We start from the raw sequence: 23,523 nt of genomic DNA, 5'->3' as shown, positions 1-23,523 counted from the left end.
TGGCGGTCAGCCCCCTTGCCGGGCCGCGCCATAGAGGGCGGCGCCTATGATGCCGGCCTGGTTGAGGTTCGCGGCCGCCACCAGGGGAGCCCGGGTCTCAATCTTGTCGATGAACTTGTCGAGCTTGGCGGCGCTGCCGCCCCCCAGGATGAAGAGGTCGGGGGAGAACAGAAACTCCAGGCGAGCCAGGTATTTGTTGAAACGTTTGCCCCAGCGGCCCCAGGAAAGATCCTCGCGCTTGCGTACCGCATCGGAGCAATAGTGTTCGGCCACCATGCCTTCCAGCATCAGGTGACCCAGCTCGGTATTGGGCAGCAACTGGCCATTGACGAAGACGGCGGTACCGATGCCGGTGCCGACGGTGATGAGAATGATGACCCCCTGGCGATCCTGCCCGGTGCCAAAGCGCATCTCCGCCAGACCGGCCGCATCGGCGTCGTTCAGCACGTGGCAGGGCAGGCCGGTCACATCGGCAAACAGGTGGGCGGCATCGGTCTCAATCCAGCTCTTGTCGATGTTGGAGGCATTCTTGGCGATGCCGTTGTGGATGGTGGCGGGAAAACCGCACCCCACGGGCCCCTTCCATTCGAAGTGCTCGACCAGCGCCTTGAGGGTGTGTGCCACGGCGGCCGGGGTTGCCGGTTGCGGTGTGGCGATGCGGTGGCGTTCGCCAATCAGCTCCCCGGTTTCGGTGTCGACCAGGCAGCCCTTGATCCCGGACCCCCCAATATCTACTCCCAGCATCTGCATCAGAATCTTCCTTTTATTGTGCCGATGTTCAATGGTCGGCAGAGCATGAAAAAATGGCTGCGATCCGGCAAGGGCCAGATCATTTATGCGTGATCCGGCAGACCTTTTTCGATGCAGCGGATCAGCAATCGCGTCTTTTTATTCTCTTCCTGTTGACGCCTGGCCAGGGTCGCCAGCGCCCACTCGATATGCTCGGCCACCATGGGCGCCGCATCAGGCAGCGCCTGTTGCAGGGCGGCCAGGACCTCGCTGCTGGCCGGCCCGTTGCCAAGGGCCACTGCCAGGTTGCGGCGCCAGCGCTGATAGCCGATGCGGCGGATGGGGCTGCCTTCCGTGTGCTTGAGAAATTCGGCCTCGTTCCAGCGCCACAAGGTCAAGAGGGGCGGGCGATGCAGGTCGGGGCGGGGGCTGAAATCGGGTTCGGGGCTGGCATCGGCATAGCGGTTCCAGGGGCAGATGAGCTGGCAGTCGTCACAGCCATAGATGCGATTGCCCATGAGCGGCCTGAACTCCTCGGGAATGGGGCCGTCATTCTCGATGGTGAGATAGGAGATGCAGCGCCGTCCGTCTACCACATAGGGGGCGATGATGGCACCGGTGGGGCAGATGTTGATGCAGGCCACGCACTTGCCACACAGCTCCTTCTCCACCGGGACATCCACGGGCAGCGGCAGGGCGATTAGCAATTCTCCCAGAAAGAAGAAGGAACCGGCAGACTCGTTGAGCAGCAGCGAGTGCTTGCCTACCCAGCCAAGGCCGGCCTTGGCCGCCAGCGGCCTTTCCAGAATAGGGGCCGAGTCGACGAAGGGGCGCCACTCGCCCAGGGTTTGTCCCGCCGCCCGCAACAGGGTGTCGCACCGCAGCTCTATGCGCTCCCCCAACTGCTTGAGCCGGTTGCGCAGCACCTTGTGGTAGTCGCGGCCGAGGGCATAGCGGCTGATGTAGCCGAGGGTGGGATCGCGCAGGGTGGCGGCAAAGCCCGCCTCGAACGGGAGGTAGTTCATCCGTACCGAGATGACCCGCAAGGTGCCCGGCAACAGCTCGTGGGGGCGGGCCCTCATCATGCCGTGGCGCGCCATGTAGTCCATGGTCCCGTGATAACCGGCATCCAGCCAGGCCTGCAACTTCGGCTCTTCCAGGGTGAGGTCGGTGTCGGCGATGCCGACCTGGTCAAATCCTAGCTCCCTTGCCCAGAGCTTGATATCGTGGGCCAGTTGCGCAAGTTCGGCAGCCGTCATGCAGCATCCCCCCTCTGCTTGCAGGAGTGTGGCAGGCGCAGGGCGGCAATATGGCGTGCCAGTTGCCGGGTCATGGGATGATGAAACGTGGGGGCCGTCATGGTAGAGGTGTTCGGGGACGCTATCCGCAAAAATGAGTGGGAGAGTCTAGCACAACCCCTGTGGCGGGCCGAGCAGATCCGCAGCATGGAACTGCGCTGGGCCGAGCAGGAGGGGTTGCCCCTCTATGTGCTGATGGAGCGGGCCGGGAGTGCGCTGTGCAACTATGCCTGTCACCACTGGCCCGACAGCCGCCAGTGGTGGATCTTCGTCGGCCCTGGCAACAACGGTGGGGATGGCTACGTGCTGGCCCGCCTTGCCCGGCGCATCGGCCTCGAGCCTTTGGTGATTGCCGCCCGGGCTCCCGGCCTGCTGAGGGGAGATGCCAGGCGGGCTGCCGAAGAGTGGCTCGCATCGGGGGGGAGCGTGACCATGGCCGAGGATCTGCTGCCCGCCACGCTGCCGCCGCCGGATCTGGTCATAGACGCACTGCTCGGTACCGGCGTCCAGCTTCCCCTCTCCTCGTCAATGACAAAGATCGTCGCAACAATCAATGGCTTGAACGCGCCCGTGCTGGCGGTGGATCTCCCCTCCGGTCTCAATGCCGACACCGGCCGCGCCATGGGCGCACTGGTGCGTGCCACCCGCACCCTCACCTTCATCGGCATCAAGCAGGGCATGCTCACCGCCGACGGGGTAGACGGAGTCGGCCACCTCGATCGGGATCCCCTGGGAGTGACGCCGGGGGAGGAACGGGTTCCCGCTGCCGAGCGGATCGATTATCCCAGCCTCAAGGGGTTGCTGACCCCGCGCAGGCGCTCGGCTCACAAGGGACACAGCGGCAAGGTACTGCTGACGGGGGGGAACCTCGGCATGCAGGGAGCAATCCTGCTGGCGGGTCAGGCCTGTCTGCGGGCGGGGGCGGGATTGGTACGCCTGCGCCAGCACCCGGATTGCCCGGCGGCCAGCCTGGTTCAACCCGAGCTGATGGGATGCCCGGCGGACATGGATGAAGGGTGGGCATCGGTGCAGGTACTAGGCCCCGGGCTCGGTCAGGATGGGTGGGGCCGGGCCCGGTTCGAACAGGGCATCGGAGCCGCCGTGCCACTGGTATTGGACGCCGATGGATTGAATTGGCTGGCGCAGGCCCCCCGTCATCAGGATAATTGGGTGCTCACGCCCCACCCCGGGGAGGCGGCTCGCCTGCTGGGTTGCTCCATCGCCGAGGTCGAGGGGGACAGGTTTGCGGCCGTCTCGCGACTGCAACAGCGCTACGGTGGTGTGGTGTTGCTCAAGGGGGCGGGGTCGCTCATCTGCGACGGCAGGCGCATTTCCCTGTGCGACGAGGGCAACCCCGGCATGGCCAGTGGCGGCATGGGTGACCTCTTGTCTGGTATAATCGCCGCCCTTCTGGCTCAGGGCTGGTGTGCGGGCATGGCCACCCGACTCGGGGCCGTGATCCACGCAGAGGCCGCCGATCTGGCCGCTGCCGAGGGTGAGAGGGGCATGCTGGCATCGGATCTGCTGCCCTGGATCCGTCGTCTGGTCAATCCGACACAGTAACAAGTAACAAGAAGAACATGGCAAAAACCTTGATGATGACACTGCCGGACGAGGCAGCAACAGTGGCGCTGGGTGGCCGTCTGGCAAAGGCGTGCCAACAGGCCACCACGGTATTTCTGCACGGTGCCCTCGGGGCCGGCAAAACCACTCTGACCCGAGGCTGGGTGCAGGGACTGGGTCATGAGGGCAAGGTCAAGAGCCCGACCTATACCCTGGTGGAGCCCTATGAGCTTGCCCAGTGGCAGGTCTATCACTTCGATCTCTATCGACTGGCGGATCCGGAAGAGCTGGAGTTCATGGGCATTCGCGACTATTTCGCCGCCGATACCCTCTGCCTGGTGGAGTGGCCAGAGAAGGGCGACGGCTGGCTGCCAGCCCCGGATCTCGAGATCACCCTGAGGTATGCAAACGAGCAGCGCGAGGTGCAGATTGATGCCCGCACTGCTATCGGCGAAGCCATTCTGGAACGGTTGTCATCTCAGTGCGCGTGATCCTTGTTTTTGTTCTCTCCCTGATGGCATTGCCCACCTGGGCCAATCAGCTCAAGAGTGTGCGGGTGTGGCCATCACCGGACAACACCCGGGTGGTGCTCGACATGAGCAGCGCCCCCAATTTCAACTACTTCACCCTGACCGGTCCGAACCGTCTGGTCATCGACCTGAAAGGGGCGAGCAACGCCACCAACCTGGCCCGCATCGAGAACAAGAGCGAGCTGGTGCGCAAGATCCGCGAGAGCACGCCGCTGGAGAAGGGCGGCCTGCGACTGGTGCTGGATCTCGGCTCTGCCATCAAGCCGGTGGTCTTCCCGCTGGCGCCGGCAGGTCCCTATGGCCACCGTCTGGTGATCGATCTTCCCTATGAAGAGAAGGGGAGCGCTGCGGCGCAGCCCGCTCCCGTCGGGGGGCACGGCAAGGCCATCGTCATCGCCATCGATCCTGGTCACGGTGGGGAAGACCCGGGCTCCATCGGCCCGCGCCGCACCTACGAGAAACGGGTGACCCTGGCGGTCTCCCAGAAGCTGGCGGCCCTCATCGACCGGGAGCCCGGCATGCGAGCCGTGCTGACCCGCCGTGGCGACTACTTCGTCGATCTCAACAAACGCTCCGAAATCGCCCGCAAGGCCAAGGCAGACCTGCTGGTGTCGGTGCATGCCGACAGCTTCCACAACTCGACTCCTCGCGGCGCCTCCGTCTGGGTGCTGTCGACCAATCGCGCCAACCGCGAGATGGGTAGCTGGCTCGAGAAGCAGGAGAAACAGGGGGAGCTGCTGGGGGGCGTTGGCAAGGTATTGGCCGAATCCGATCCCAACCCCTATCTGGCGCAGACCTTCCTGGATCTCTCCATGGACAAGTCCAGGGCCGAAGGCTATGACGTCAGCCGCCAGATCCTGCGCTCGCTCGGCCGGGTGGCCAGATTGCACAAGAAGGCGCCGGAACATGCGAGCCTGGCGGTGCTGAAGGCGCCGGACATCCCCTCGGTACTGGTGGAGACGGGCTTTATCTCGAACCACGCCGAGGAGAAGCTGCTGGCCACCGCCAGCTATCAGGATCAGCTGGCCCGGGCCATCTTCGAGGGGATCCGCAACTATTACCGCAGTCATCCGACCAAGGGGCCCATGCTCACCGGCAAGGGCCAGGTTGCCGCCCCGCCGCGTCAGGCGCCTGCCAGCAAGCCGGTCGCTGTCAGCAAGCCGGCTGCCCAGCCAACGCAGCAAGTCGTGACCAACCGGATGCCGGCGAGCGAGCCCTATCGCGTCGGTGAGGGCGGTGCCCCGGTCAGCAGTGTCGGCAGCGCCTCCGGTGCCGGCGTGATCAAACCTTACAAGGTCGCAGCCCAGGAGCCGAGTGCGCCGGTTGCCAGCGTGCAGAGCAACGACAAGTCCAACATGATCCGCCACGTGGTCACCCGTGGCCAGAGTCTCTCCCGTCTCGCCGAGAAACATGGGGTGAGTCAGGCGCGACTGGTGGAGATCAACAAGCTCAAGTCACGGGACATCCAGATAGGGCAGGTGCTCTATATTCCGCGAAAATAGCGCGGACTGAAGAACGCCGCCCTTCTCTGCCGATGGCAGGGAGGGGCGGTGAGCGTTGATGGCGCCAGGTCCACCTCTTCCCCTTTTTCATCTGCAGGAGCAAGCGATGCCAATCCGTATATTGCCGCCGATTCTGGCCAACCAGATTGCTGCCGGTGAGGTCGTGGAGCGGCCCTCCTCCGTGGTGAAGGAACTGGTGGAAAACAGCCTGGATGCGGGGGCTGACCGGGTCGAGATCGACATCGACAAGGGAGGCGCCAAGCTTATCCGCATTCGTGACAACGGCTGCGGTGTCGCCAGGGATGAGCTGGTGCTGGCGCTGTCGCGCCACGCCACCTCCAAGGTGGCGACCCTGGACGATCTGGAAGGGATCAACAGCCTGGGCTTTCGCGGGGAGGCGCTCGCCTCCATCAGCTCCGTCTCCCGCCTCACCTTCACCTCCCGTACGGCAGAGCAGAGCGAGGCCTGGCAGGCCCAGGCGGAAGGGCGTGAGATGAGCGTCACCGTCAAGCCGGCGGCCCACCCGGTGGGCACCACGGTGGAGGTGGTGGATCTCTTCTTCAACACCCCGGCGCGGCGCAAGTTCATGCGCAGCGAAAAGACCGAATTTGCCCACATCGACGAACTGGTGCGCCGCATCGCGCTTTCCCGCTTCGACGCTACCCTGATCCTGCGCCACAACGGCAAGGTGGTGCGCCAGTACAAGGCGGCCAACACGGTGGCGGAGCAGGAGCGCCGCCTCGCCGCCGTCTGCGGTTCCCCCTTCATGCACCATGCCCTGGCGGTATCGAGCGAACACAGCGACGTGCGGTTGTGGGGCTGGCTGGCCACCCCGGCAGGAGCCAGGCCGCAGAACGACCTGCAATACACCTATGTCAATGGCCGCATGATGCGGGACAAGCTCATCAATCACGCCATTCGCCAGGCCTATGACGAGCTGCTGCCCGCCGATCGCTTCGCGGCCTATGTGCTCTATATCGAGCTGGATCCCCGCCAGGTGGACGTCAACGTCCATCCGGCCAAGCACGAAGTGCGTTTCCATCAGGCGCGTCTCATCCACGATTTTATCTTCCAGGCGCTGTTTACCGCCCTGCGCCAGGACGGGGCAGGGAGCGCCACCGATGAACCCCTGGCCGAGACCCAGGTCGAGCTGCCGGGCAGCCCGGAGGTCACCTATCCGGGTCAGGCGCCGCGCACCGAGTGGTACGGTGCCGAACACGGCTATCGGGCTCCTGCCCCTGCGCGAGATGGCGACGGCGTGCGGGAAGGCGGTGGTGGCAGGGGAGGACACTACCAGCCTCCCGAACCCCCGAGCCGGGCCGCGATGCGAGGCATGGGCGCCTTGCTCACCACCCTGCCCGAGGTGGCGACGCCGGCATCCCGGCCCGGAGCCGAGAGCGGAGCCGTCGAGACGCCAGTCCGAACGGGGGAGTGGCGCGCCCTGAGCCTGGTCGAGCAGGCCTATCTGCTGATGGAGCGTCAGGGGCAGCTGGCGCTGCTCTCCCTGGTGCGTGCCGAGCGTCTGCTGTTGCGCCACTGGCTGCTGGATGCCTGGGGCCAGGGGCTGGCGGCCCAGCCTCTGTTGCTGCCGGTCTCCTTCAAGCTGCCGAAAAACCTGGTCGCCCTGGTGGAGGAGCGGGAACGCCTGCTCAAACGCATGGGGCTGGAGTTGAAAAGCGGGGGACGCGACACCATGATCCTGACTCGGGTGCCTGCCCTGCTGCGCCAGACCGATCTGGCCCGTCTCTTACCCGAATTGTTGCAGCTGGTCGAGAGTGGATCTGACAGTGATGCCGACGCGCAGGCTGGGGTACTATGCCAGTGGTTGGTGGAACAAGGCATAAGTGCCGAAAAAATATACGATTTTGCCACTGCCACCCGGTTGTTGACGGAACTTGTTGCCGATTTCAGTGACCAACTGGCAGACGTTCGCATGGTGCGCCCGTTGCCGCTGGCGAACGTGCTGGCCGAGTTTGCCGATGGCAACTGACGGCGTCTCGTCGTCTGTTGCATCCATATGACCAGTTTTATGCCGGCTCGCCCGTGAAGGGGCGGCCGAAGGGAGTGTTTAACGTGGCTGACTTGCCGACTGCAATTTTTCTGATGGGGCCGACGGCCTCCGGCAAGACGGATCTCGCCATTGAACTGTGCCAGGCCCTGCCCTGCGACATCATCAGCGTGGACTCCGCGCTCATCTATCGCGGCATGGACATAGGCACCGCCAAGCCGACGCCAGCCGAGCTGGCGCAGGCCCCGCACCGGCTCATCGACATCCTGGATCCCGCCATGAGCTATTCGGCGGCGGATTTTTGCAAGGATGCCCTGCGGGAGATGAAAGAGATCGCCGACCGTGGCCGCATTCCGCTGCTGGTGGGCGGCACCATGCTCTATTTCAAGGCGCTGCTGGAGGGGCTTTCTCCACTGCCTTCCGCCGATCCTGCCGTGCGGGCCGGCATCGAGGAAGAGGCTGCCCGCCTCGGCTGGCAGGCGCTGCACGACGAACTGGTGCGCATCGACCCGGTGGCCGGTGCCCGCATCCACCCCAACGATCCCCAGCGCCTGTGCCGGGCGCTCGAGGTTTACCGCATCAGCGGCAAGACCCTCACCGAGTTGACCCAGGTACAGGGAGAGGGGCTGCCCTACCGGGCGCTGCAGTTTGCCATCGCGCCGAGGGATCGGGCCGTGCTGCACCAGCGCATCGAACAGCGGTTTGACAAGATGCTGGGCAGCGGCTTCGAGCAGGAGGTCAGGGCGCTTTACGAGCGGGGGGATCTCACCCCGGATCTTCCCTCCATTCGCTGCGTGGGATACCGCCAAATGTGGGACTACCTGGCGGGGGAAGTGGAGTATGATGAGATGCGTTATCGCGGCATTGTTGCCACCCGCCAGTTGGCCAAGCGTCAGATGACCTGGTTGCGCGGTTGGCCTGATGTGACCTGGTTGGAATCTGGTGAGTCTGGCAATCTGGCCAGGGTCGTCGCCCAAGCTGGTCCGGCTTGACACTCCTGTATAATCAGGTTGTTATATTGAATATCCGGTGTTTAAAAACAACAAACTATAAGGAAAAGAAAGATGGCTAAGGGGCAATCTCTCCAAGACCCGTTTTTGAATGCGCTGCGCCGTGAGCGTATTCCTGTTTCTATCTATTTGGTGAACGGCATCAAACTGCAGGGTCAGATCGAATCGTTTGACCAGTTTGTCATTCTGCTGAAGAACACCGTGAGCCAGATGGTCTACAAGCACGCCATTTCCACCGTGGTGCCGGCCCGTGCCGTCAACCATCACCAGCACGCCCCGGGCGCCGCCGGTGAAGAGCAGGGTGAAGCCGAGGCGTGATATCCTGCGGCGAGTTCACTCGCCAACTCAGATCCATCATGATACCTGTCAAGGAGCAAGCGCTTGTTTGACCGTTACGAAGCTGGTGAACAGGCCGTTCTGGTACATGTCAACTTCAGCGATGAGGGCGAGCGGGAGGATCTGGACGAGCTCAAGATGCTGGTGAGCTCGGCCGGGGTCAATGCACTGGGGGTGATCACCACCAGTCGCAGCGCACCCAGCGCCAAATTTTTTGTCGGTAGCGGCAAGGCGGAAGAGATCGCGTCCCAGGTCCAGATGCTGGACGCTGACGTGGTCATCTTCAACCATGCCCTGACCCCCGCCCAGGAGCGCAACCTGGAGCGTCTGTTCCAGTGCCGGGTCGTGGACAGGACTGGCCTTATCCTCGATATCTTCGCCCAGCGCGCCCGCACTCACGAAGGCAAGTTGCAGGTCGAACTGGCCCAGTTGCGCCATCTTTCCACTCGTCTGGTGCGAGGCTGGACCCACCTTGAGCGACAAAAGGGGGGGATCGGTCTGCGCGGCCCGGGTGAAACCCAGCTTGAAACCGACCGACGCCTGCTGCGTGAGCGCATCAAGGCCATTTTGCGCCGCCTCGACAAGGTGGCCAAGCAGCGGGAGCAGGGGCGCCGTGCCCGCAACCGCAACGAAGTGCCGACCGTTTCTCTGGTGGGGTATACCAACGCCGGAAAATCCACTTTGTTCAACCAACTTACAGATGCCAGCGTGTATGCTGCCGACCAATTGTTCGCAACCCTGGACCCCACCCTGCGCAAATTGGTGATCCAGGATGTGGGTGATGTGATCCTGGCGGATACAGTTGGATTTATTCGGCACTTGCCCCATGATCTGGTCGCGGCCTTCAAGGCGACCCTGCAGGAGACTCGCGAAGCGGACCTGCTGCTGCACGTGGTGGACTGCGCCGATGAACAGATGCAGGAGAATATCGAGTCGGTCCAGCGTGTGCTGGCCGAGATCGAGGCGGATGACCGTCCCCAACTGATGATCTGCAACAAGATCGACAAGCTGGGGGATCGTCCGGCTGGTCTTGAACGGGATGAGGCTGGACGACCGGTGCGAGTCTGGTTGTCGGCCCAGACTGGCGAGGGCAGTGAATACCTGTTCCAGGCACTGACCGAACTGCTGGCCGGCTCCATGGTGCATCACACCCTGCAACTGCCCCCTTCCGCCGCCAGACTGCGCAGTGCGCTCTATCGGCTGAAAGGTATCGAGCAGGAAGGTTTCAGCGAGGAGGGGGACTTTGTGCTGGAAGTTCGCCTGCAACTGGCTGACTGGAACCGCCTCATGAAACAAGAAGGTGAGAGTTTACAACGCTTTATCAGGCATTGATGGGTCGATGAACATAACTGGTTTGCTGATTTCATCGCCCCTCTGTGGCCCGATAGAGATGATATCCATCCGCATGTATTAATGGAGACGCTGATGGCTTGGAATGAGCCTGGTAACAATGGCAAAGACCGTGACCCCTGGGGGAACAACGGCAAGAATCAGGGCCCCCCTGATCTGGACGAGATGCTTCGCAAGGTGAGCCGTCGTTTTGGCGGTCTGCTCGGTGGTGGCAAATCCGGTGGTGGTGACGTCGGCAAGTTCGGCCTCTCCATTGCCTTGGTGGTGGCCGTGGTGGTGTGGGTCGTCAGCGGCTTCTACACCATTCGCGAAGCCGAGCGGGGCGTGGTGCTGCGCTTTGGCGAATACTCCCACAACGTGGATCCCGGTCTGCGCTGGAAACCGACCTTCATCGACCGGGTGATCCCGGTGGACGTGGAATCGGTCCGTTCCCTGCCGGCGTCCGGTTTCATGCTGACCCAGGATGAGAACGTGGTGCGGGTCGAGATGGACGTGCAGTATCGCGTGGTCGATCCCGAGCAGTACCTGTTCAGCGTGACCAATGCAGACGAGAGCCTGAGCCAGGCCACCGACAGCGCCCTGCGCTACGTGGTGGGTCACACCCGGATGGACGATGTGCTGACCACGGGTCGTGAGAAGGTGCGTCAGGAAACCTGGCAGGTGATCGACAGCATCATCGAGCCCTATCAGATGGGTCTGCAGATCGTGGACGTCAACTTCCTGCCGGCGCGTCCGCCGGAAGAGGTGAAGGATGCGTTTGATGACGCCATCTCCGCCCAGGAAGATGAGCAGCGTTTCATCCGTGAAGCGGAAGCCTATGCCCGTGAAGTGGAGCCCAAGGCTCGTGGCCAGGTCAAACGTCTGGAGCAGGAGGCCGAAGCCTACAAGTCCCAGATCGTGTTGAAGGCCAAGGGTGAAGTCGCTCGCTTCAACGAGCTGCTGCCCCAGTATCAGGCCGCGCCCGAGCTGACCCGTGATCGTATCTACCTCGAAACCATGGAAGAGCTCTATCAGCAGGCCAACAAGGTGGTGGTCGACATGCCGGCCGGCAACAACAGCATGATCTACCTGCCGCTCGACAAGCTCTCTGGCAAGGCGAATGCCGTGCAACCGGCACGTCCTGCGGGCACCCCGGCAGTCGAGGCGGCCCAGCCGTCCAACGAAGGGGCCAACTCCACTCCGACCCCGCTGCGTGGCGGTGATCGTTTCAGCACAGGGAGAAACTGATAGATGAAAAAGCTAGCTATTGGTGTCATCGCTGTGGCCGCCATGGTCTGCTTCTCTTCCATCTTCATCGTCGATGAAGGACAAAAGGGGATCGTGGTGCAGTTTGGCAAGGTGAAACGGGTCGACTCCGGTGAACCGCGCCTGTACGAGCCGGGCCTGCACTTCAAGGTGCCGCTCATCGACCAGGTACGTAAGATGGATGCCCGCATCCAGACTCTGGAAGGCCAGGCGGATCGCTTCGTTACGTCCGAGAAGAAGGACCTCATCATCGACTCCTACGTGAAGTGGAAGATCGAGGACTTCTCCAAGTACTACCTGGCGACCGGTGGTGGCAACAAGATCCAGGCTGAAGACCTGCTCAAGCGCAAGATCAACAACGGCCTGCGTTCCGAGATCGGTAACCGCACCATCAAGGACATCGTCTCCGGCGAGCGCAGTACCGTGATGGAAGATGCCCTGATGAAGATGGCGCGCTCCTCCGAGCTCGGCATCAAGGTGGTGGATGTGCGCATCAAGCAGATCAACCTGCCGGTGGAAGTTTCCAGCTCCATCTATCAGCGGATGCGTGCCGAGCGGACCGCGGTTGCCCGTGAACACCGTTCACAGGGCCGCGAGCAGGCCGAGATCCTGCGTGCCGACATCGACCGCAAGGTGACCGTGATGATCGCCGACGCCGAGAGTAATGCCCGTCAGCTGCGTGGTGAAGGGGATGCCGAGGCCGCCAGGATCTATGCCGACAGCTACAAGAAAGACCCCGAGTTTTTCAGCTTCGTGCGCAGCATGGAGGCCTATCGCAAGAGCTTCGCCGGTGGCAACGACCTCATGGTCCTGAAACCGGACAGCGAGTTCTTCCGCTACCTCAAGTCGCCGCACGGCAACAAGCAGTAAACACGTGTTGATATGACCCAAGGGCCTGATGATTCAGGCCCTTTTGTTTGGCGGTCACAGACCGGCAGGGGAACAGGTATAAGGAGAGGTGATGCTGACATCCATGTTGATGGGGCTGGGGTTGCTGCTGCTCTTCGAAGGATTGGGGCCCTTGCTCGCTCCCAGGGCATGGCAGCAGATGCTGCGCCTGCTCGGGGAGTTGCCGCCGGAACAGCTGCGTCGCATCGGCGGCTGTCTGGTGGTGGCAGGTGGCGTCATCTTGTGGGCGTTGGCCCGTTAGAGCCTGTGTTGATACGGCAGTGGCACGGTGAATTCGGACAATAAAAAAGAGGCCCTCTGGCCTCTTTTTTATTGTCCGCCGGCTGGCATCAGGCGCTGCGCTGCACCGCCATGTGGGCCAGGGTCTCCAGCGCTTGCTTGTGCCGGGAGTCCGGCAGGATGGCGAGGGCGGCGATGGCCTTGTCAGCCTCTTCCCGAGCCCGCTGGCGGGAGTATTCGAGAGCTCCGGTGCGATCCAGGATGCCCAGAATACGCTCCAGGTGATCCATACCGTTGCGGTGCTCGATGGCATCGCGCACCAGTTGACGCTCTTCCGGGGTACCCACTTCCATGGCGCGCAACAGCGGCAGGGTCGGCTTGCCTTCAGCCAGATCGTCACCCACGTTCTTGCCCATCTCCTCGCTCTGGGAGCAGTAGTCCATCACGTCGTCGATGATCTGGAACGCGGTACCCAGGTACTTGCCGTAGTCGGTCATGGCCTGCTCGACGGGCTCGGGCTGATGGGTCAGCACGGCGGCGAGTCGGGTCGCGGCTTCAAACAGCTTGGCGGTCTTGCAGTAGATGACCGTCATGTAGCTCTCTTCCGTGGTATCCGGATCGTTGCAGTTCATCAGCTGCAGCACTTCGCCTTCGGCGATGGTGTTGGTGGCATCGGAGAGGATCTCCATCACCTTCAGGTTGGAGAGTTCGCTCATCATCTGGAAGGAGCGGCTGTAGAGGTAGTCACCCACCAGGACGCTGGCGGCGTTGCCAAACAGGGCGTTGGCGGTTTCCCGGCCGCGGCGCAGGTCGGATTCGTCGACCACGTCGTCGTGCAGCAGGGTGGAGGTGTGAATGAACTCGACGATGGCGGCCAGTTTCAGGTGATCTTCACCCTCATAGCCCAGTGCGCGTGCGGCCATCACGGTCAGCATGGGGCGCATCCGTTTTCCGCCTGCACTGACAATATAGAAACCCAGCTGGTTGATCAGGCTGACATCGGACTGGAGTCTCGCCAGGATCAGTTCATTGACCGCCGTCATGTCGGCGGCACAGAGCGCACGGATAGTCTGTTGGTCCATAAGTCTCGCAACGTGACGGCAGCATTTACTGCGTTTTTAGCAATGGCGGGGATTCTACACGATTTCACAATGGGTTACAGTTAGGCGTTTATTCACGGGGGCAGATATGCGCACAAAATAAACTTTTTGCTAAATTGGCCTTGCCTCGGCAAATCGTTCTGCGTAGAATGCCCGCCCATTGTTATAGGTTTTTGTGCGTGTCTGGCCTTGAGCAAAAGACACGCCTTTACGGAGTTAATCAAATGTACGCGGTATTCCAAAGCGGCGGAAAACAACACCGTGTGGCCGAAGGTCAAATCGTTCGTCTGGAAAAGCTGAACGTTGAGACTGGCGCTACCATCGACTTCAACGAAGTGCTGATGGTTGCTGCAGGCGACACTTTCAAAGTAGGTGCTCCTTTCGTTGAAGGTGGCAAGGTTGTGGCTGAAGTTGTGGCTCACGGCCGTGGCGAGAAAGTGACTATCGTCAAGTTCCGTCGTCGTAAGCACCACCGTAAGCAAGCGGGCCACCGTCAGTGGTTCACTGAAGTCAAAATCACTGGCATCAGCGCTTAATTAGAGGAGTCCGATAGATGGCACACAAAAAAGCTGGCGGTTCATCCCGCAACGGTCGCGATTCTGAAGCTAAACGCCTGGGCGTGAAGCGTTTCGGCGGCGAAACAGTTCTGGCTGGCAGCATCATCGTTCGTCAGCGCGGCACCAAGTTCCACGCTGGTGAGAACGTTGGTCTGGGCAAGGACCACACTCTGTTCGCTACCGCGAACGGTAAAGTGCAGTTCGAAGTTAAAGGTCCGCAGAATCGTAAGTACGTCAGCATCGTTGCTGAGTAATTACGGACCGCAAGGATCCGAAGCCCCGCCAACCTGGCGGGGCTTTTGTTTTTCTGATGAGTTTGACGAAAAAACGGCACGCGGATGAGCCGGCGCAGACAGCCCTCATCGGCCAGATGCGCCTCGCCCGAAGGGGCCCGTATCACTATAATTGCGTATCGGTTTTTCGAATTAAGGTGACGGTTACCTATGAAGTTTGTTGATGAAGTCCAGATTCGAGTCGATGCCGGTGACGGTGGTAACGGTTGTGTGAGCTTCCGCCGCGAGAAGTACATCCCGAACGGCGGCCCGGACGGCGGTGACGGCGGTGATGGTGGCGACGTGTATCTGGTGGCCGATGAAAACCTGAACACCCTGATCGACTACCGTTTCGAGCGCTTCCACGCCGCCGAGCGTGGCGAGAACGGCCAGAGTGCCAACTGTACCGGTCGTCGCGGCAAGGACAAGATCCTGCGCGTGCCGGTGGGAACCCGTGCCACCGATGAAGACACCGGCGAACTGCTGGGGGATTTGACCAGTCACGATCAGAAGCTGCTGGTTGCCAAGGGTGGCTTCCACGGCCTTGGCAACACCCGCTTCAAGAGCTCGGTCAACCGGGCGCCGCGCCAGAAGAGCAACGGCACCCCGGGTGAAGTGCGTACCCTGAGGCTGGAGCTGCTGCTGCTGGCGGATGTCGGCATGCTGGGTCTGCCCAACGCAGGCAAGTCCACCTTCATTCGCGCCGTTTCTGCGGCCCGTCCGAAAGTGGCAGACTACCCCTTCACCACCCTGGTACCGAACCTGGGTGTGGTACGCGGTGAAAACTCCCGTTCCTTCGTCATTGCCGACATTCCTGGCCTCATCGAAGGGGCTGCCGAGGGGGCAGGCCTGGGTATCCGCTTCCTCAAGCACCTGGAGCGTTGCCGCGTCCTGATCCACCTGGTGGACATCTGCCCGGTGGATGGCTCCGATCCTGCCGAGAACGCCGTGACCATCGTCCGGGAGCTGGAAAAATACAGCCCCGAGCTTGCGGGCAAGCCGCGCTGGCTGGTGTTCAACAAGATGGACCTGATCCTGGAAGAAGAGGCTCAGGAAGTGATGGACAGAGTCAAGGCAGCCCTCAACCACGAAGGTCCGGTCTACGCCATCACCGCCATCAGCAAGGAAGGCACCAAGAAGGTGTGCTACGACATCCTGGATCTGCTGGACACCATGCCTCGTCAGCTGGCGGAAGATGCCAGAGACGCCATCGAGAAGGTGGAGTTCAAGTGGGACGACTACCACAAGAACCAGCTTGCCAAGGCGGAAGCCGATGCCCTGGCGGCGTCCAAGGCCTTCGATGATGGCCTGGACGATGACGACTGGGACGATGAGGACGACGACGGCGTCGAAGTCATTTACGTTCGCGATTGAGCATCATGTTCGTGACAAGACCGGAGCCAGACAGGCTCCGGTTTTTTTTATGGGAGGATCGACGGGATCACCCTATAGATATATTTTTCATGTCTCTTATTGCCTGACAGTGGCTGCGGATTATACTGCGCACCTGAATGTAACCTGCATGAAACATTATGCTAACCATTCAAATTGAATCGATATGCATGACTGTTTTGGTTTGTTCTTATGGATGGTTCGCCTGATAAAATATTTATGCTTGAAATGATCAATTAACGGCTTGTTTGTGCAGTTTTTTGGGTTATTCTTGCGCCCGTTTTCCGGGCGAGGGCATGAGTATGCAGGTGGCCCGGCTGAAGGAAAAGTCACATTTAAGGCTGTTTATATGTTGGAAAAGACCCTGGAAGCACCGGCAATCCGTACTCGCCGCAACGTGCTGATGTTTTTGATCCCGTCACTGATCGGGATCCTGCTGTTCATGACCCCGGTCATCTATGACGGCAATGTCACCATTCCCGTCGCCGTGTTGGCGAAGCTGGTTCAAACGGTGTTTGCCGATCATCTGGTGGCCATGGTCAGCGCCATCATCACCACCACCATGCTGATGACCCTGATCGCCTGGCTGTTCAAACCGGCGATCCTGGTGAAACGCCCCTTCCTCAACAGCCTGTTCAACGTCTCCCCCTTCTGGGCGTGCGTGCGGGTGCTGGGCGGGGTCTTCGTGCTGTTGACCTTCTTTGAAGCCGGTCCCGAGGTGCTGCGCTCAGGGGCGACCGGCGGCCTGGTGTTGCACGATCTGCTGCCGGTACTGTTCTCCGTCTTCATCTTTGCGGGCCTGCTGCTGCCCTTGCTGCTGGATTTTGGTCTGCTGGAGTTTGTCGGTACCATGATGACCCGCATCATGCGCCCGGTGTTCCGTCTGCCGGGGCGTTCTGCGGTGGACTGCTTCGCCTCCTGGCTCGGTGATGGCAGCGTCGGGATCCTGCTGACCAGCAAGCAGTATGAAGGCAAGTTTTACACCCAGCGGGAAGCGGCCGTCATCGGTACCACCTTCTCCGCCGTCTCCATCACCTTCTGCCTGGTGGTGATCTCCCAGGTGAAGCTGGAGCACATGTTCGTCCCCTTCTACCTGACCGTCTGCCTGGCCGGTGTGGTGGCCGCCATCGTGGTACCGCGCCTGCCGCCGCTCTCCTGGAAGAAGGATGTCTACAGCGACGGTACTCCCCTGTGCCGCAAGCAGGAGGCAATCCCCCATCAGCACAGCGTTCTGAGCTACGGCTACCATCGTGCCCTGACCAAGGCCGACAGCATGACGGATCTCGGCGCCGTGGCGCGTGAAGGGGTGAAAAACGCCCTGGACATGGTGTTTGGCGTGCTGCCGGTGGTGATGGCCATCGGCACCTGCGCCCTGATGCTGGCCGAGCACACCTCCATCTTCAATTGGCTGGGGGCCCCCTTCGTACCCTTGCTGGAGCTGCTGCAACTGCCGGAGGCGGAAGCTGCTTCCAAGACCATCATGGTGGGCTTCGCCGACATGTTCATCCCGGCGGTGCTGGCCTCCACTATCGAGAGCGACATCACCCGCTTCGTGATCGCCGCCATGTCGGTCACCCAGCTCATCTACATGTCGGAAGTGGGCGCTCTGTTGCTGGGCAGCAAGATCCCGGTCAAGTTGTGGGAGCTGTTTGTCATCTTCCTGCTGCGCACCCTGGTCACCCTGCCGGTGATTGCCGGTGTGGCGCACCTGCTGTTCTAAGGGGCGAAGTGGAACGAAAAACGGTCAACCTGGGTTGACCGTTTTTTTATGGGCGAGTGTCAGCGGAAGGTCAGTGTGATCCTGCCAGCAGGGCCTGGCATTCGACCTCGTCCAACTGCTCGGGGGCGAGGAAGCGTATGGCGTAGTCCCGCCAGATGCCGCTCTCGATGAAGAGGGCAAACAGGGCCGGGTCTATGTGCTGTTCCTGCACCATCTTCACCATGATGGCCAGGGACTGGGAGACCGTCTTGCCAGACTTGTAGGGGCGATCGCTCGCCGTCAGCGCCTCGAAGATGTCTGCAATGGCCATGATGCGGGCGGGAATGCTCATCTGCCCCCCTTGCAACTGGCGCGGATAGCCCGTGCCGTCCATCCGCTCGTGATGGCCCCCCGCAATCTCCGGCACCTTGCGCAAATGGCGGGGGAAGGGAAGCTTCTCCAGCATGCGTATGGTCTGGATGATGTGATCGTTGATCTTGTAGCGCTCCTCTTCGGTGAGGGTGCCACGGCCGATGGCGAGATTGTAACGTTCCCCCCGGTTGTAGAGGTGGGTGGGCACCCGCACCTTGAAGCCCCATGGGTTGTGTCGGGCGAGATTGTCATGCTCGGGGCGAGGGATGAGATGGACCGCCTTGTCGGCGAGCAGCGACTCTCGGCAGGGGAGGGGAGAGGGTGCCTCCTGGTGGCGCTTGCGCTCCTCCTGACTGATGCCGAGCCGATCGTCCAGAGTGCGCAACCAGGTGCGGCTGGCGATGGCATCCAGCCTGGCGAGTTTCTCCGGCGCCATCCACTCGCCCCCCAGATTGCACTCGGCCACGAAGGCGAACTCCTGATCCAGGGTGTGCCAGAGGGGGGTTACAGCCTCGAGGGCGGCCTGCTGCCCGGATGGAGGCAGCAGGGCGCAGAGCGCCTCGATGTGAGCATCCCGCTTGAGCACCTCGAAGCGGGTGCGGATCTCGTGGATCCTGTCGTAAATGGTCTCGAGTTTGGTCGCCTTGTCCACCACGAACTCCGGGGTGGTGACCTTGCCGCAGTCGTGCAGCCAGCTCGCGATATGGATGGCCTCCCACTCCTCTTCGTTGAGCCGGAAATCGGCAAAGGGCCCCGTCTGCTGTGCGCAGGCAGCCTGGGTCAGCATCCTGGCCAGTTCCGGCACCCGCTGGCAGTGGCCGCCGGTGTAGGGGCTCTTGGCATCGATGGCACCGGCGATGAGCTCGATGAAGGCTTCCAGCAGTTGCTTCTGCTCCTCCAGCAGGCGCTGGTTTTCGATGGCGGAGGAGGAGGTGCCCGCCAGCGCCTCGATGAGGCTGATGCGCGAGGCCAGTTCGCGGGCCGAGCAGTCTGGCAGGATCAGCAGCAGGCAGCCGATCAGCTCCTGACGGTGGTTGTGAAGGGGTTCGACCAGCAGTTGGCAGGCGCCGGGGAAGGGGCCCCAGTCGCTGAGGTAGCGGGCCCACTGTGCCTCGTCGAGGGGCAGGCAGAGGCGCTCCGTGTGGTAGAGACCGCCGAGCAGCGCCGCCTGCCACTGTACCTGTTCGCACGCCAGCGGCTGCCCCTGCCAGATGGCGTGAACGGCCTGCATCTCGCTCTCCTGGGCCAGGAAGAGGCAGCCGCCCTCGGCCTGGGCAGCCGCCACCGTCTCGTGCAGGATGCGGCTGAGCAATGAATCGAAGCGATGCTCTGCCGCCAGTGCCCGGCCCATGTTCATGAAATTGCCGAGGGTCAGGCGCATGCTGGACATGGCGCGGGCGAGGTCGTCAATTTCGCGGATTGCCGAATCCGGCCCCGGGCTTTCGCCAAAGTCGAAGTGCTGGATCCGCTCAGCCTCCCCGGTCAATACCAGCAAGGGGGCGGCAGTGCGCCGGGCAGCCAGCCAGATGACCGGCAGCAGGAGCAGCAGACCGGCAAGGGCCCAGGCGAGATTGTGCAGCGCATCCTGGCGCGCCGGGGCGGTGAGCACCTCGGTGGGCACCAGGAGGGCGAGATAAAACGGGGACTCTTCCCCGAGGGAGGAGAGGTTGACCAGCCACTCCTGACCCTGAACCGTTGCCAGGGTCAGCTCGGCGGGGTGATGCAGCAGGGCAGGCCGCGCAGCCATCTCCTGTTGCAGCCTGGTGAGAATGGGGTGATTGAGGGCCGACAGCATGGGCAGGCGGCTCAGTTGCTCGAAGCTTGGAAGGCGCTCGGGATCCGTGGCCAGCAGGGTCCCGACCTCGTCAAACAGCACCAGCTGGCTGTGACCGGGCAGGGGCAACTCGCCGATGAGGGAAGAGAGTCCCTCCACGCCCGCATCGAGCCCGATCACCGCCCGGCGATCGTCGCTCTCCACCGCCAGTGTCATGCCTGGCTCCCGGGTAGTGAAGAAGAGGTAGGGGTGGGTCACTATGATGCCCGTGCTCCAGCGCGCCTCCTTGTACCAGCCCCGATCTCGCGGATCGAAACGGTAGTCCGGCATGGGGCGCCGCTCCAGCAGCCGCAGCCGCTGGTCGAAATAGAGGAACTCTCCCTGTCCCTGATGCAGGCTCTGGACCAGCAGGCGGCTCTCGGGCGGAGGCGCCTCCAGCGCCCCTCTCGCCCGTTCGGTCAGCTTGCGTACCAGAAAGAAATCGCCGTCCTCGTAACCGGCATAGATGGCGCCGTAACTGGTACTGTTGGCCAGCACTTCCGCCAGCTGGGGCAGGAAAGCGAGCCGCGTCTCGAGGTCTGTCATGGCGGACAGCTGGCCGCTGCGCAGCAGATTCAGGGACATGCGGGCCGGTCGCTGGTTCAGCTTGATGGCGAGGGCAAGCTGCTCCCGGTATTGCTGGAAGCTCTGACGTTCGTGCTCCAGCCCCTGCTGCATGCCCTGCTGGAACTGCAGCACGATGAGGGCGCCCCCCAGCAAGGAGAAGAGCAGGATGAAAAGGGTGGCAATGTGTACGTAAAAGGGTCTGCGACTGAGACTTGCGTTTGTCATGGACGGATCCTTGTCCCCTGGCGATCGCCGTATTGGTCACCTAACAGTGTGCTTGCTGGATGACAAAAAGCCTAGGACTCGATCTTGCGCTCTTCAGCCCCAAATCAACAGCCAGCCTTCGCGCTGCGTCCTTGCCCTGTGGTGAGATGATTCGTCCAGATATCTCGTGCTACATTGCTCCCCTGATAAACGCCCTGTGAACCAATGGAGTGTCCCATGTCTGTCGTCCCCTATTCCGTGCTGGATCTGGTGCCCGTTCCCGAAGGTGGTCTGCCGGCCGAGTCGTTTCGCCACTCGCTGGATCTGGCTCGCCATGCGGAGCGCTGGGGTTACCATCGCTACTGGCTGGCGGAGCACCACAACATGCCGGGCATTGCCAGCGCAGCCACAGCGGTGCTGATTGGCCACCTGGCCGGGGGCACCACGACGTTGCGGCTCGGGGCTGGCGGCATCATGTTGCCGAACCACTCCCCCCTGGTCATTGCGGAGCAGTTCGGCACGCTGAGTTCTCTCTATCCGGATCGCATCGATCTCGGCCTGGGCCGCGCCCCTGGCAGTGATCAGCGCACCATGCAGGCGCTGCGCCGCCAGCGCAGCGGCGAGGTGGATGACTTCCCGGCGGATGTGCGCGAGCTGATGAGTTATTTCGGCGACGAGGTCGGTGCCGTGCAGGCGGTGCCGGGTCAGGGACTCCATGTGCCCATCTGGCTGCTGGGCTCCAGCCTCTACAGTGCCCAACTGGCCGCGGCCATGGGGTTGCCGTTCGGCTTTGCCTCCCACTTCGCTCCCGCCATGTTGCTGCAGGCGCTGGAGATCTACCATACCCAATACCGCCCCTCTGCTCGCTGGCCCAAACCCCATGCGGTGGTGTGCGTCAACCTGATCGCCGCCGACACCGACCGTGAGGCCCGCTTCCTGTTCACCACCCTGCAGCAGCAGTTCCTGCGTCTCTACCGGGGGGATGCCGGCAAGCTGCCACTGCCGGTGCAGACGCTGGGGGATGAGTGGTCTCCCCGCGAATTGATGGCGATGGAGCAGACCCTGGCTCGCTCCCTGGTGGGGGAGCCGGATCGGGTACGCCACGGCCTCAAGGCTCTGCTGGCAGAGACCGGAGCGGACGAGCTGATGTTCAACGGTCCCATCGTCGATCATCAGGCGCGCCTGCGCTCCTTCGAGATTGGTGCCGAGCTGATGCAGGGGTTGTAACCCCCCGTGACGTCTGGCTGCCAGCGGCACGCCAAGCCTGGCTGCTCGGGGCGCAAAAGCCACGATTGCGTGGTAGTAAGATTTTGATTTTTAAAGGAAGTCAGGTGAGTGTCGGCCATCTGTCGTGTCGCCTCTCATCCCCTTTCCCTATGCTGGCCCTGTCAATCACCACAAGGAGCGCAAGATGATCGTCAGGAAGTTGAGATTGCAACGGGGATGGTCCCAGGAACAGCTGGCGACCCTCACTGGCCTGAGCGTTCGCACCATTCAGCGAATAGAGCAGGGCCAGCAACCCGGACTGGAATCCCTCAAGGCCCTGGCCGCCGTCTTCGAGCTCGATGTGACCCAACTGCAGGAGAGCGAGATGAAAGGGAATGAGGGCGAAGATCGGGGACGCGTGCAGGTGGCGCGAGATGAGCAGGAGGCGATGAAGTTCGTGGAGGGGCTCAGGGGCTTCTATGGCCACCTCATGAGCTATGTGCTGGTGATAGGGGGGCTGTTTGTCATCAACTACCTGAGCAACCCGGATTATATCTGGGCCTGGTGGCCCATGCTGGGCTGGGGGTTGGGGCTGGCTTCTCACGCCATCAACCTGTTCCAGCCCTTCAAGCTGTTTGGCCCGGAATGGGAGCGACGCCAGGTCGAGAAACGGCTGGGGCGCAGGCTCTGATCCGCTCATCATGAAAAAACGGGCCCGGCATTGCCGGGCCCGCTCTGTTTTCAGCTCCATTTCGCAGGAGAGGGCATTGCTCTCCTCTCAACGGCGGATCATTCCCTTGTTCCGCAGAGAGCCGATCTACTTGGCATAGGCCGGGCAGGGGGTGGCGATCAGGGCGTCGTCCTCGTAGCGCCACAGGGTGAGGCTGTTGCCCCAGACGCACCCGGTGTCGAGTCCCTTGATATCGGATTTGCCGGTGTTGCCCATCAGGGCCGCCCAGTGGCCGAAGACCAGGATGGGGTCATCCACATGGTGCTCGCGCTGCTCGAACCAGGGGCGCAGGCCCGGGGTCGATTCGGTGGGGCCCTTCTTGCATTTGAAGTCGAGGCGCCCGTCGAAGTAGCAAAAGCGCATCCGGGTGAAGCTGTTGATGATGTAGCGGTAACGCTCTATGCCCAGCAGGTTGTCGCTCCAGCTGTCGGGCTGATCGCCATACATGTTGTGCAGCAGCCAGCTGTACTGATCCCCGCGCAGCAGGCTCTCCACCTCCCGGGCACAACTGCGGGCGGTGTGGGCGTCCCAGGCGGGGGAGAGGCCCGCATGCACCATCATGATGGGCAGGTCGGGGTGTTCTGCCAGCAGGGGACGGTGACGCAGCCACTCCAGCAGCTCGTCCCGATCCGGCGCCTCCATCAGCGCCTGCAGCTTGTCTTTCTTCTTGAGCGGGGCGACCCCGTGGGCCACCGCCAGCAGGTGCAGGTCGTGGTTGCCGAGCACGGTGACGGCCTGCTGCCCCAGTGATTTGACGAAACGCAGGGTGTTGAGGGAGTCCGGCCCCCGGGCGACGAGATCGCCGCACAGCCAGAGCGTGTCGTTATCGAAGTCGAACTCGGCAAGATCCAGCAGACGGCGCAAATCGTCGTAGCAGCCCTGGATATCACCGACGAAACAGTTCGCCATGAA

General features: G+C 62.2%; 21 protein-coding genes. 16 read left to right on the top strand and 5 right to left on the bottom strand.

What is annotated here, in order from left to right; genetic code table 11:
* Positions 1-6 precede the first annotated feature (6 nt).
* Positions 7-750 (bottom strand): polyphosphate--glucose phosphotransferase, encoded by a 744-nt coding sequence (gene ppgK / locus AB5Y51_RS12120; RefSeq protein WP_151028723.1) that lies wholly within the window; start codon positions 748-750, stop codon positions 7-9.
* An 83-nt stretch (positions 751-833) separates the two neighbouring features.
* On the bottom strand, positions 834-1,988 hold the full coding sequence (gene queG, locus AB5Y51_RS12115) for a tRNA epoxyqueuosine(34) reductase QueG (protein ID WP_336573950.1): 1,155 nt from the start codon (positions 1,986-1,988) through the stop codon (positions 834-836).
* A gap of 99 nt (positions 1,989-2,087) precedes the next feature.
* On the opposite strand from queG, the gene AB5Y51_RS12110 reads away from it, so the two are divergent.
* From AB5Y51_RS12110 to AB5Y51_RS12065, 10 genes are all read left to right on the top strand, one after another.
* Positions 2,088-3,590: an NAD(P)H-hydrate dehydratase gene (locus tag AB5Y51_RS12110; RefSeq protein WP_368178503.1), complete on the top strand. Its 1,503-nt coding sequence runs from the start codon at positions 2,088-2,090 to the stop codon at positions 3,588-3,590.
* A 17-nt stretch (positions 3,591-3,607) separates the two neighbouring features.
* The gene (gene tsaE / locus AB5Y51_RS12105; protein ID WP_201925414.1) at positions 3,608-4,081 is read left to right on the top strand and encodes a tRNA (adenosine(37)-N6)-threonylcarbamoyltransferase complex ATPase subunit type 1 TsaE; all 474 of its coding nucleotides are present in this window, start codon (positions 3,608-3,610) and stop codon (positions 4,079-4,081) included.
* A gap of 23 nt (positions 4,082-4,104) precedes the next feature.
* Entirely contained in the window at positions 4,105-5,622 is a 1,518-nt protein-coding gene (locus AB5Y51_RS12100; protein WP_202607998.1) for an N-acetylmuramoyl-L-alanine amidase, read from the top strand.
* Positions 5,623-5,728: 106 nt separating this feature from the next.
* Positions 5,729-7,612: a DNA mismatch repair endonuclease MutL gene (gene mutL, locus AB5Y51_RS12095; RefSeq protein ID WP_368178502.1), complete on the top strand. Its 1,884-nt coding sequence runs from the start codon at positions 5,729-5,731 to the stop codon at positions 7,610-7,612.
* Between the two features lie 92 nt (positions 7,613-7,704).
* The gene (miaA, locus tag AB5Y51_RS12090) at positions 7,705-8,622 is read left to right on the top strand and encodes a tRNA (adenosine(37)-N6)-dimethylallyltransferase MiaA (RefSeq protein ID WP_080990034.1); all 918 of its coding nucleotides are present in this window, start codon (positions 7,705-7,707) and stop codon (positions 8,620-8,622) included.
* Between the two features lie 72 nt (positions 8,623-8,694).
* Complete coding sequence (gene hfq / locus AB5Y51_RS12085) at positions 8,695-8,958, top strand: RNA chaperone Hfq (protein ID WP_011704864.1); 264 nt, start codon at positions 8,695-8,697, stop codon at positions 8,956-8,958.
* A gap of 63 nt (positions 8,959-9,021) precedes the next feature.
* A complete protein-coding gene (gene hflX, locus AB5Y51_RS12080; protein WP_010673194.1) occupies positions 9,022-10,308 on the top strand; it encodes a ribosome rescue GTPase HflX in 1,287 nt (428 codons plus the stop codon).
* Between the two features lie 93 nt (positions 10,309-10,401).
* Entirely contained in the window at positions 10,402-11,553 is a 1,152-nt protein-coding gene (gene hflK, locus AB5Y51_RS12075; RefSeq protein ID WP_010673195.1) for an FtsH protease activity modulator HflK, read from the top strand.
* Between the two features lie 3 nt (positions 11,554-11,556).
* Positions 11,557-12,441 carry a protease modulator HflC gene (hflC, locus tag AB5Y51_RS12070; protein WP_010673196.1) on the top strand — a complete coding sequence of 295 codons (885 nt, stop codon included), beginning with the start codon at positions 11,557-11,559 and terminating at the stop codon, positions 12,439-12,441.
* Between the two features lie 91 nt (positions 12,442-12,532).
* Entirely contained in the window at positions 12,533-12,721 is a 189-nt protein-coding gene (locus AB5Y51_RS12065; protein WP_010673197.1) for a DUF2065 family protein, read from the top strand.
* 88 nt (positions 12,722-12,809) lie between these two features.
* Here the strand turns inward: AB5Y51_RS12065 and ispB are convergent, their stop codons facing one another.
* Complete coding sequence (gene ispB, locus AB5Y51_RS12060; RefSeq protein ID WP_042864355.1) at positions 12,810-13,781, bottom strand: octaprenyl diphosphate synthase; 972 nt, start codon at positions 13,779-13,781, stop codon at positions 12,810-12,812.
* A gap of 242 nt (positions 13,782-14,023) precedes the next feature.
* Between ispB and rplU the strand changes: the two genes are divergently transcribed.
* The 4 genes from rplU to AB5Y51_RS12040 all read left to right on the top strand — a co-directional run bounded on the left by rplU (position 14,024) and on the right by AB5Y51_RS12040 (position 17,740).
* Positions 14,024-14,335, top strand: a complete 312-nt coding sequence (gene rplU / locus AB5Y51_RS12055) for a 50S ribosomal protein L21 (protein WP_005304210.1) — start codon at positions 14,024-14,026, stop codon at positions 14,333-14,335.
* A gap of 17 nt (positions 14,336-14,352) precedes the next feature.
* Entirely contained in the window at positions 14,353-14,610 is a 258-nt protein-coding gene (gene rpmA, locus AB5Y51_RS12050) for a 50S ribosomal protein L27 (protein ID WP_010673199.1), read from the top strand.
* A gap of 189 nt (positions 14,611-14,799) precedes the next feature.
* Entirely contained in the window at positions 14,800-16,002 is a 1,203-nt protein-coding gene (gene cgtA, locus AB5Y51_RS12045) for an Obg family GTPase CgtA (RefSeq protein WP_010673200.1), read from the top strand.
* A gap of 367 nt (positions 16,003-16,369) precedes the next feature.
* Positions 16,370-17,740 (top strand): YjiH family protein, encoded by a 1,371-nt coding sequence (locus AB5Y51_RS12040; protein ID WP_200164554.1) that lies wholly within the window; start codon positions 16,370-16,372, stop codon positions 17,738-17,740.
* Between the two features lie 70 nt (positions 17,741-17,810).
* On the opposite strand, the gene AB5Y51_RS12035 is transcribed toward AB5Y51_RS12040, so the two are convergent.
* Positions 17,811-20,696, bottom strand: coding sequence for an HD domain-containing phosphohydrolase (locus AB5Y51_RS12035; protein ID WP_368178501.1), 2,886 nt, complete (start codon positions 20,694-20,696; stop codon positions 17,811-17,813).
* Between the two features lie 216 nt (positions 20,697-20,912).
* Here AB5Y51_RS12035 and AB5Y51_RS12030 point away from each other — a divergent pair, with 216 nt between their 5' ends.
* The gene (locus AB5Y51_RS12030; RefSeq protein ID WP_368178500.1) at positions 20,913-21,902 is read left to right on the top strand and encodes a luciferase-like monooxygenase; all 990 of its coding nucleotides are present in this window, start codon (positions 20,913-20,915) and stop codon (positions 21,900-21,902) included.
* Positions 21,903-22,086: 184 nt separating this feature from the next.
* The gene (locus tag AB5Y51_RS12025) at positions 22,087-22,572 is read left to right on the top strand and encodes a 2TM domain-containing protein (protein WP_010673204.1); all 486 of its coding nucleotides are present in this window, start codon (positions 22,087-22,089) and stop codon (positions 22,570-22,572) included.
* Positions 22,573-22,698: 126 nt separating this feature from the next.
* Here the strand turns inward: AB5Y51_RS12025 and AB5Y51_RS12020 are convergent, their stop codons facing one another.
* A complete protein-coding gene (locus AB5Y51_RS12020; RefSeq protein WP_201894540.1) occupies positions 22,699-23,520 on the bottom strand; it encodes a symmetrical bis(5'-nucleosyl)-tetraphosphatase in 822 nt (273 codons plus the stop codon).
* Between the last annotated feature and the right edge of the window lie 3 nt (positions 23,521-23,523).

The organism is Aeromonas sp. R7-1 (assembly GCF_040908115.1).
In the GTDB taxonomy this organism is placed as follows: Bacteria; Pseudomonadota; Gammaproteobacteria; order Enterobacterales; family Aeromonadaceae; genus Aeromonas; species Aeromonas caviae.
The sequence above is the reverse complement of the archived record's forward strand: the minus strand, read 5'-3'. Positions and strand labels throughout refer to the sequence as shown.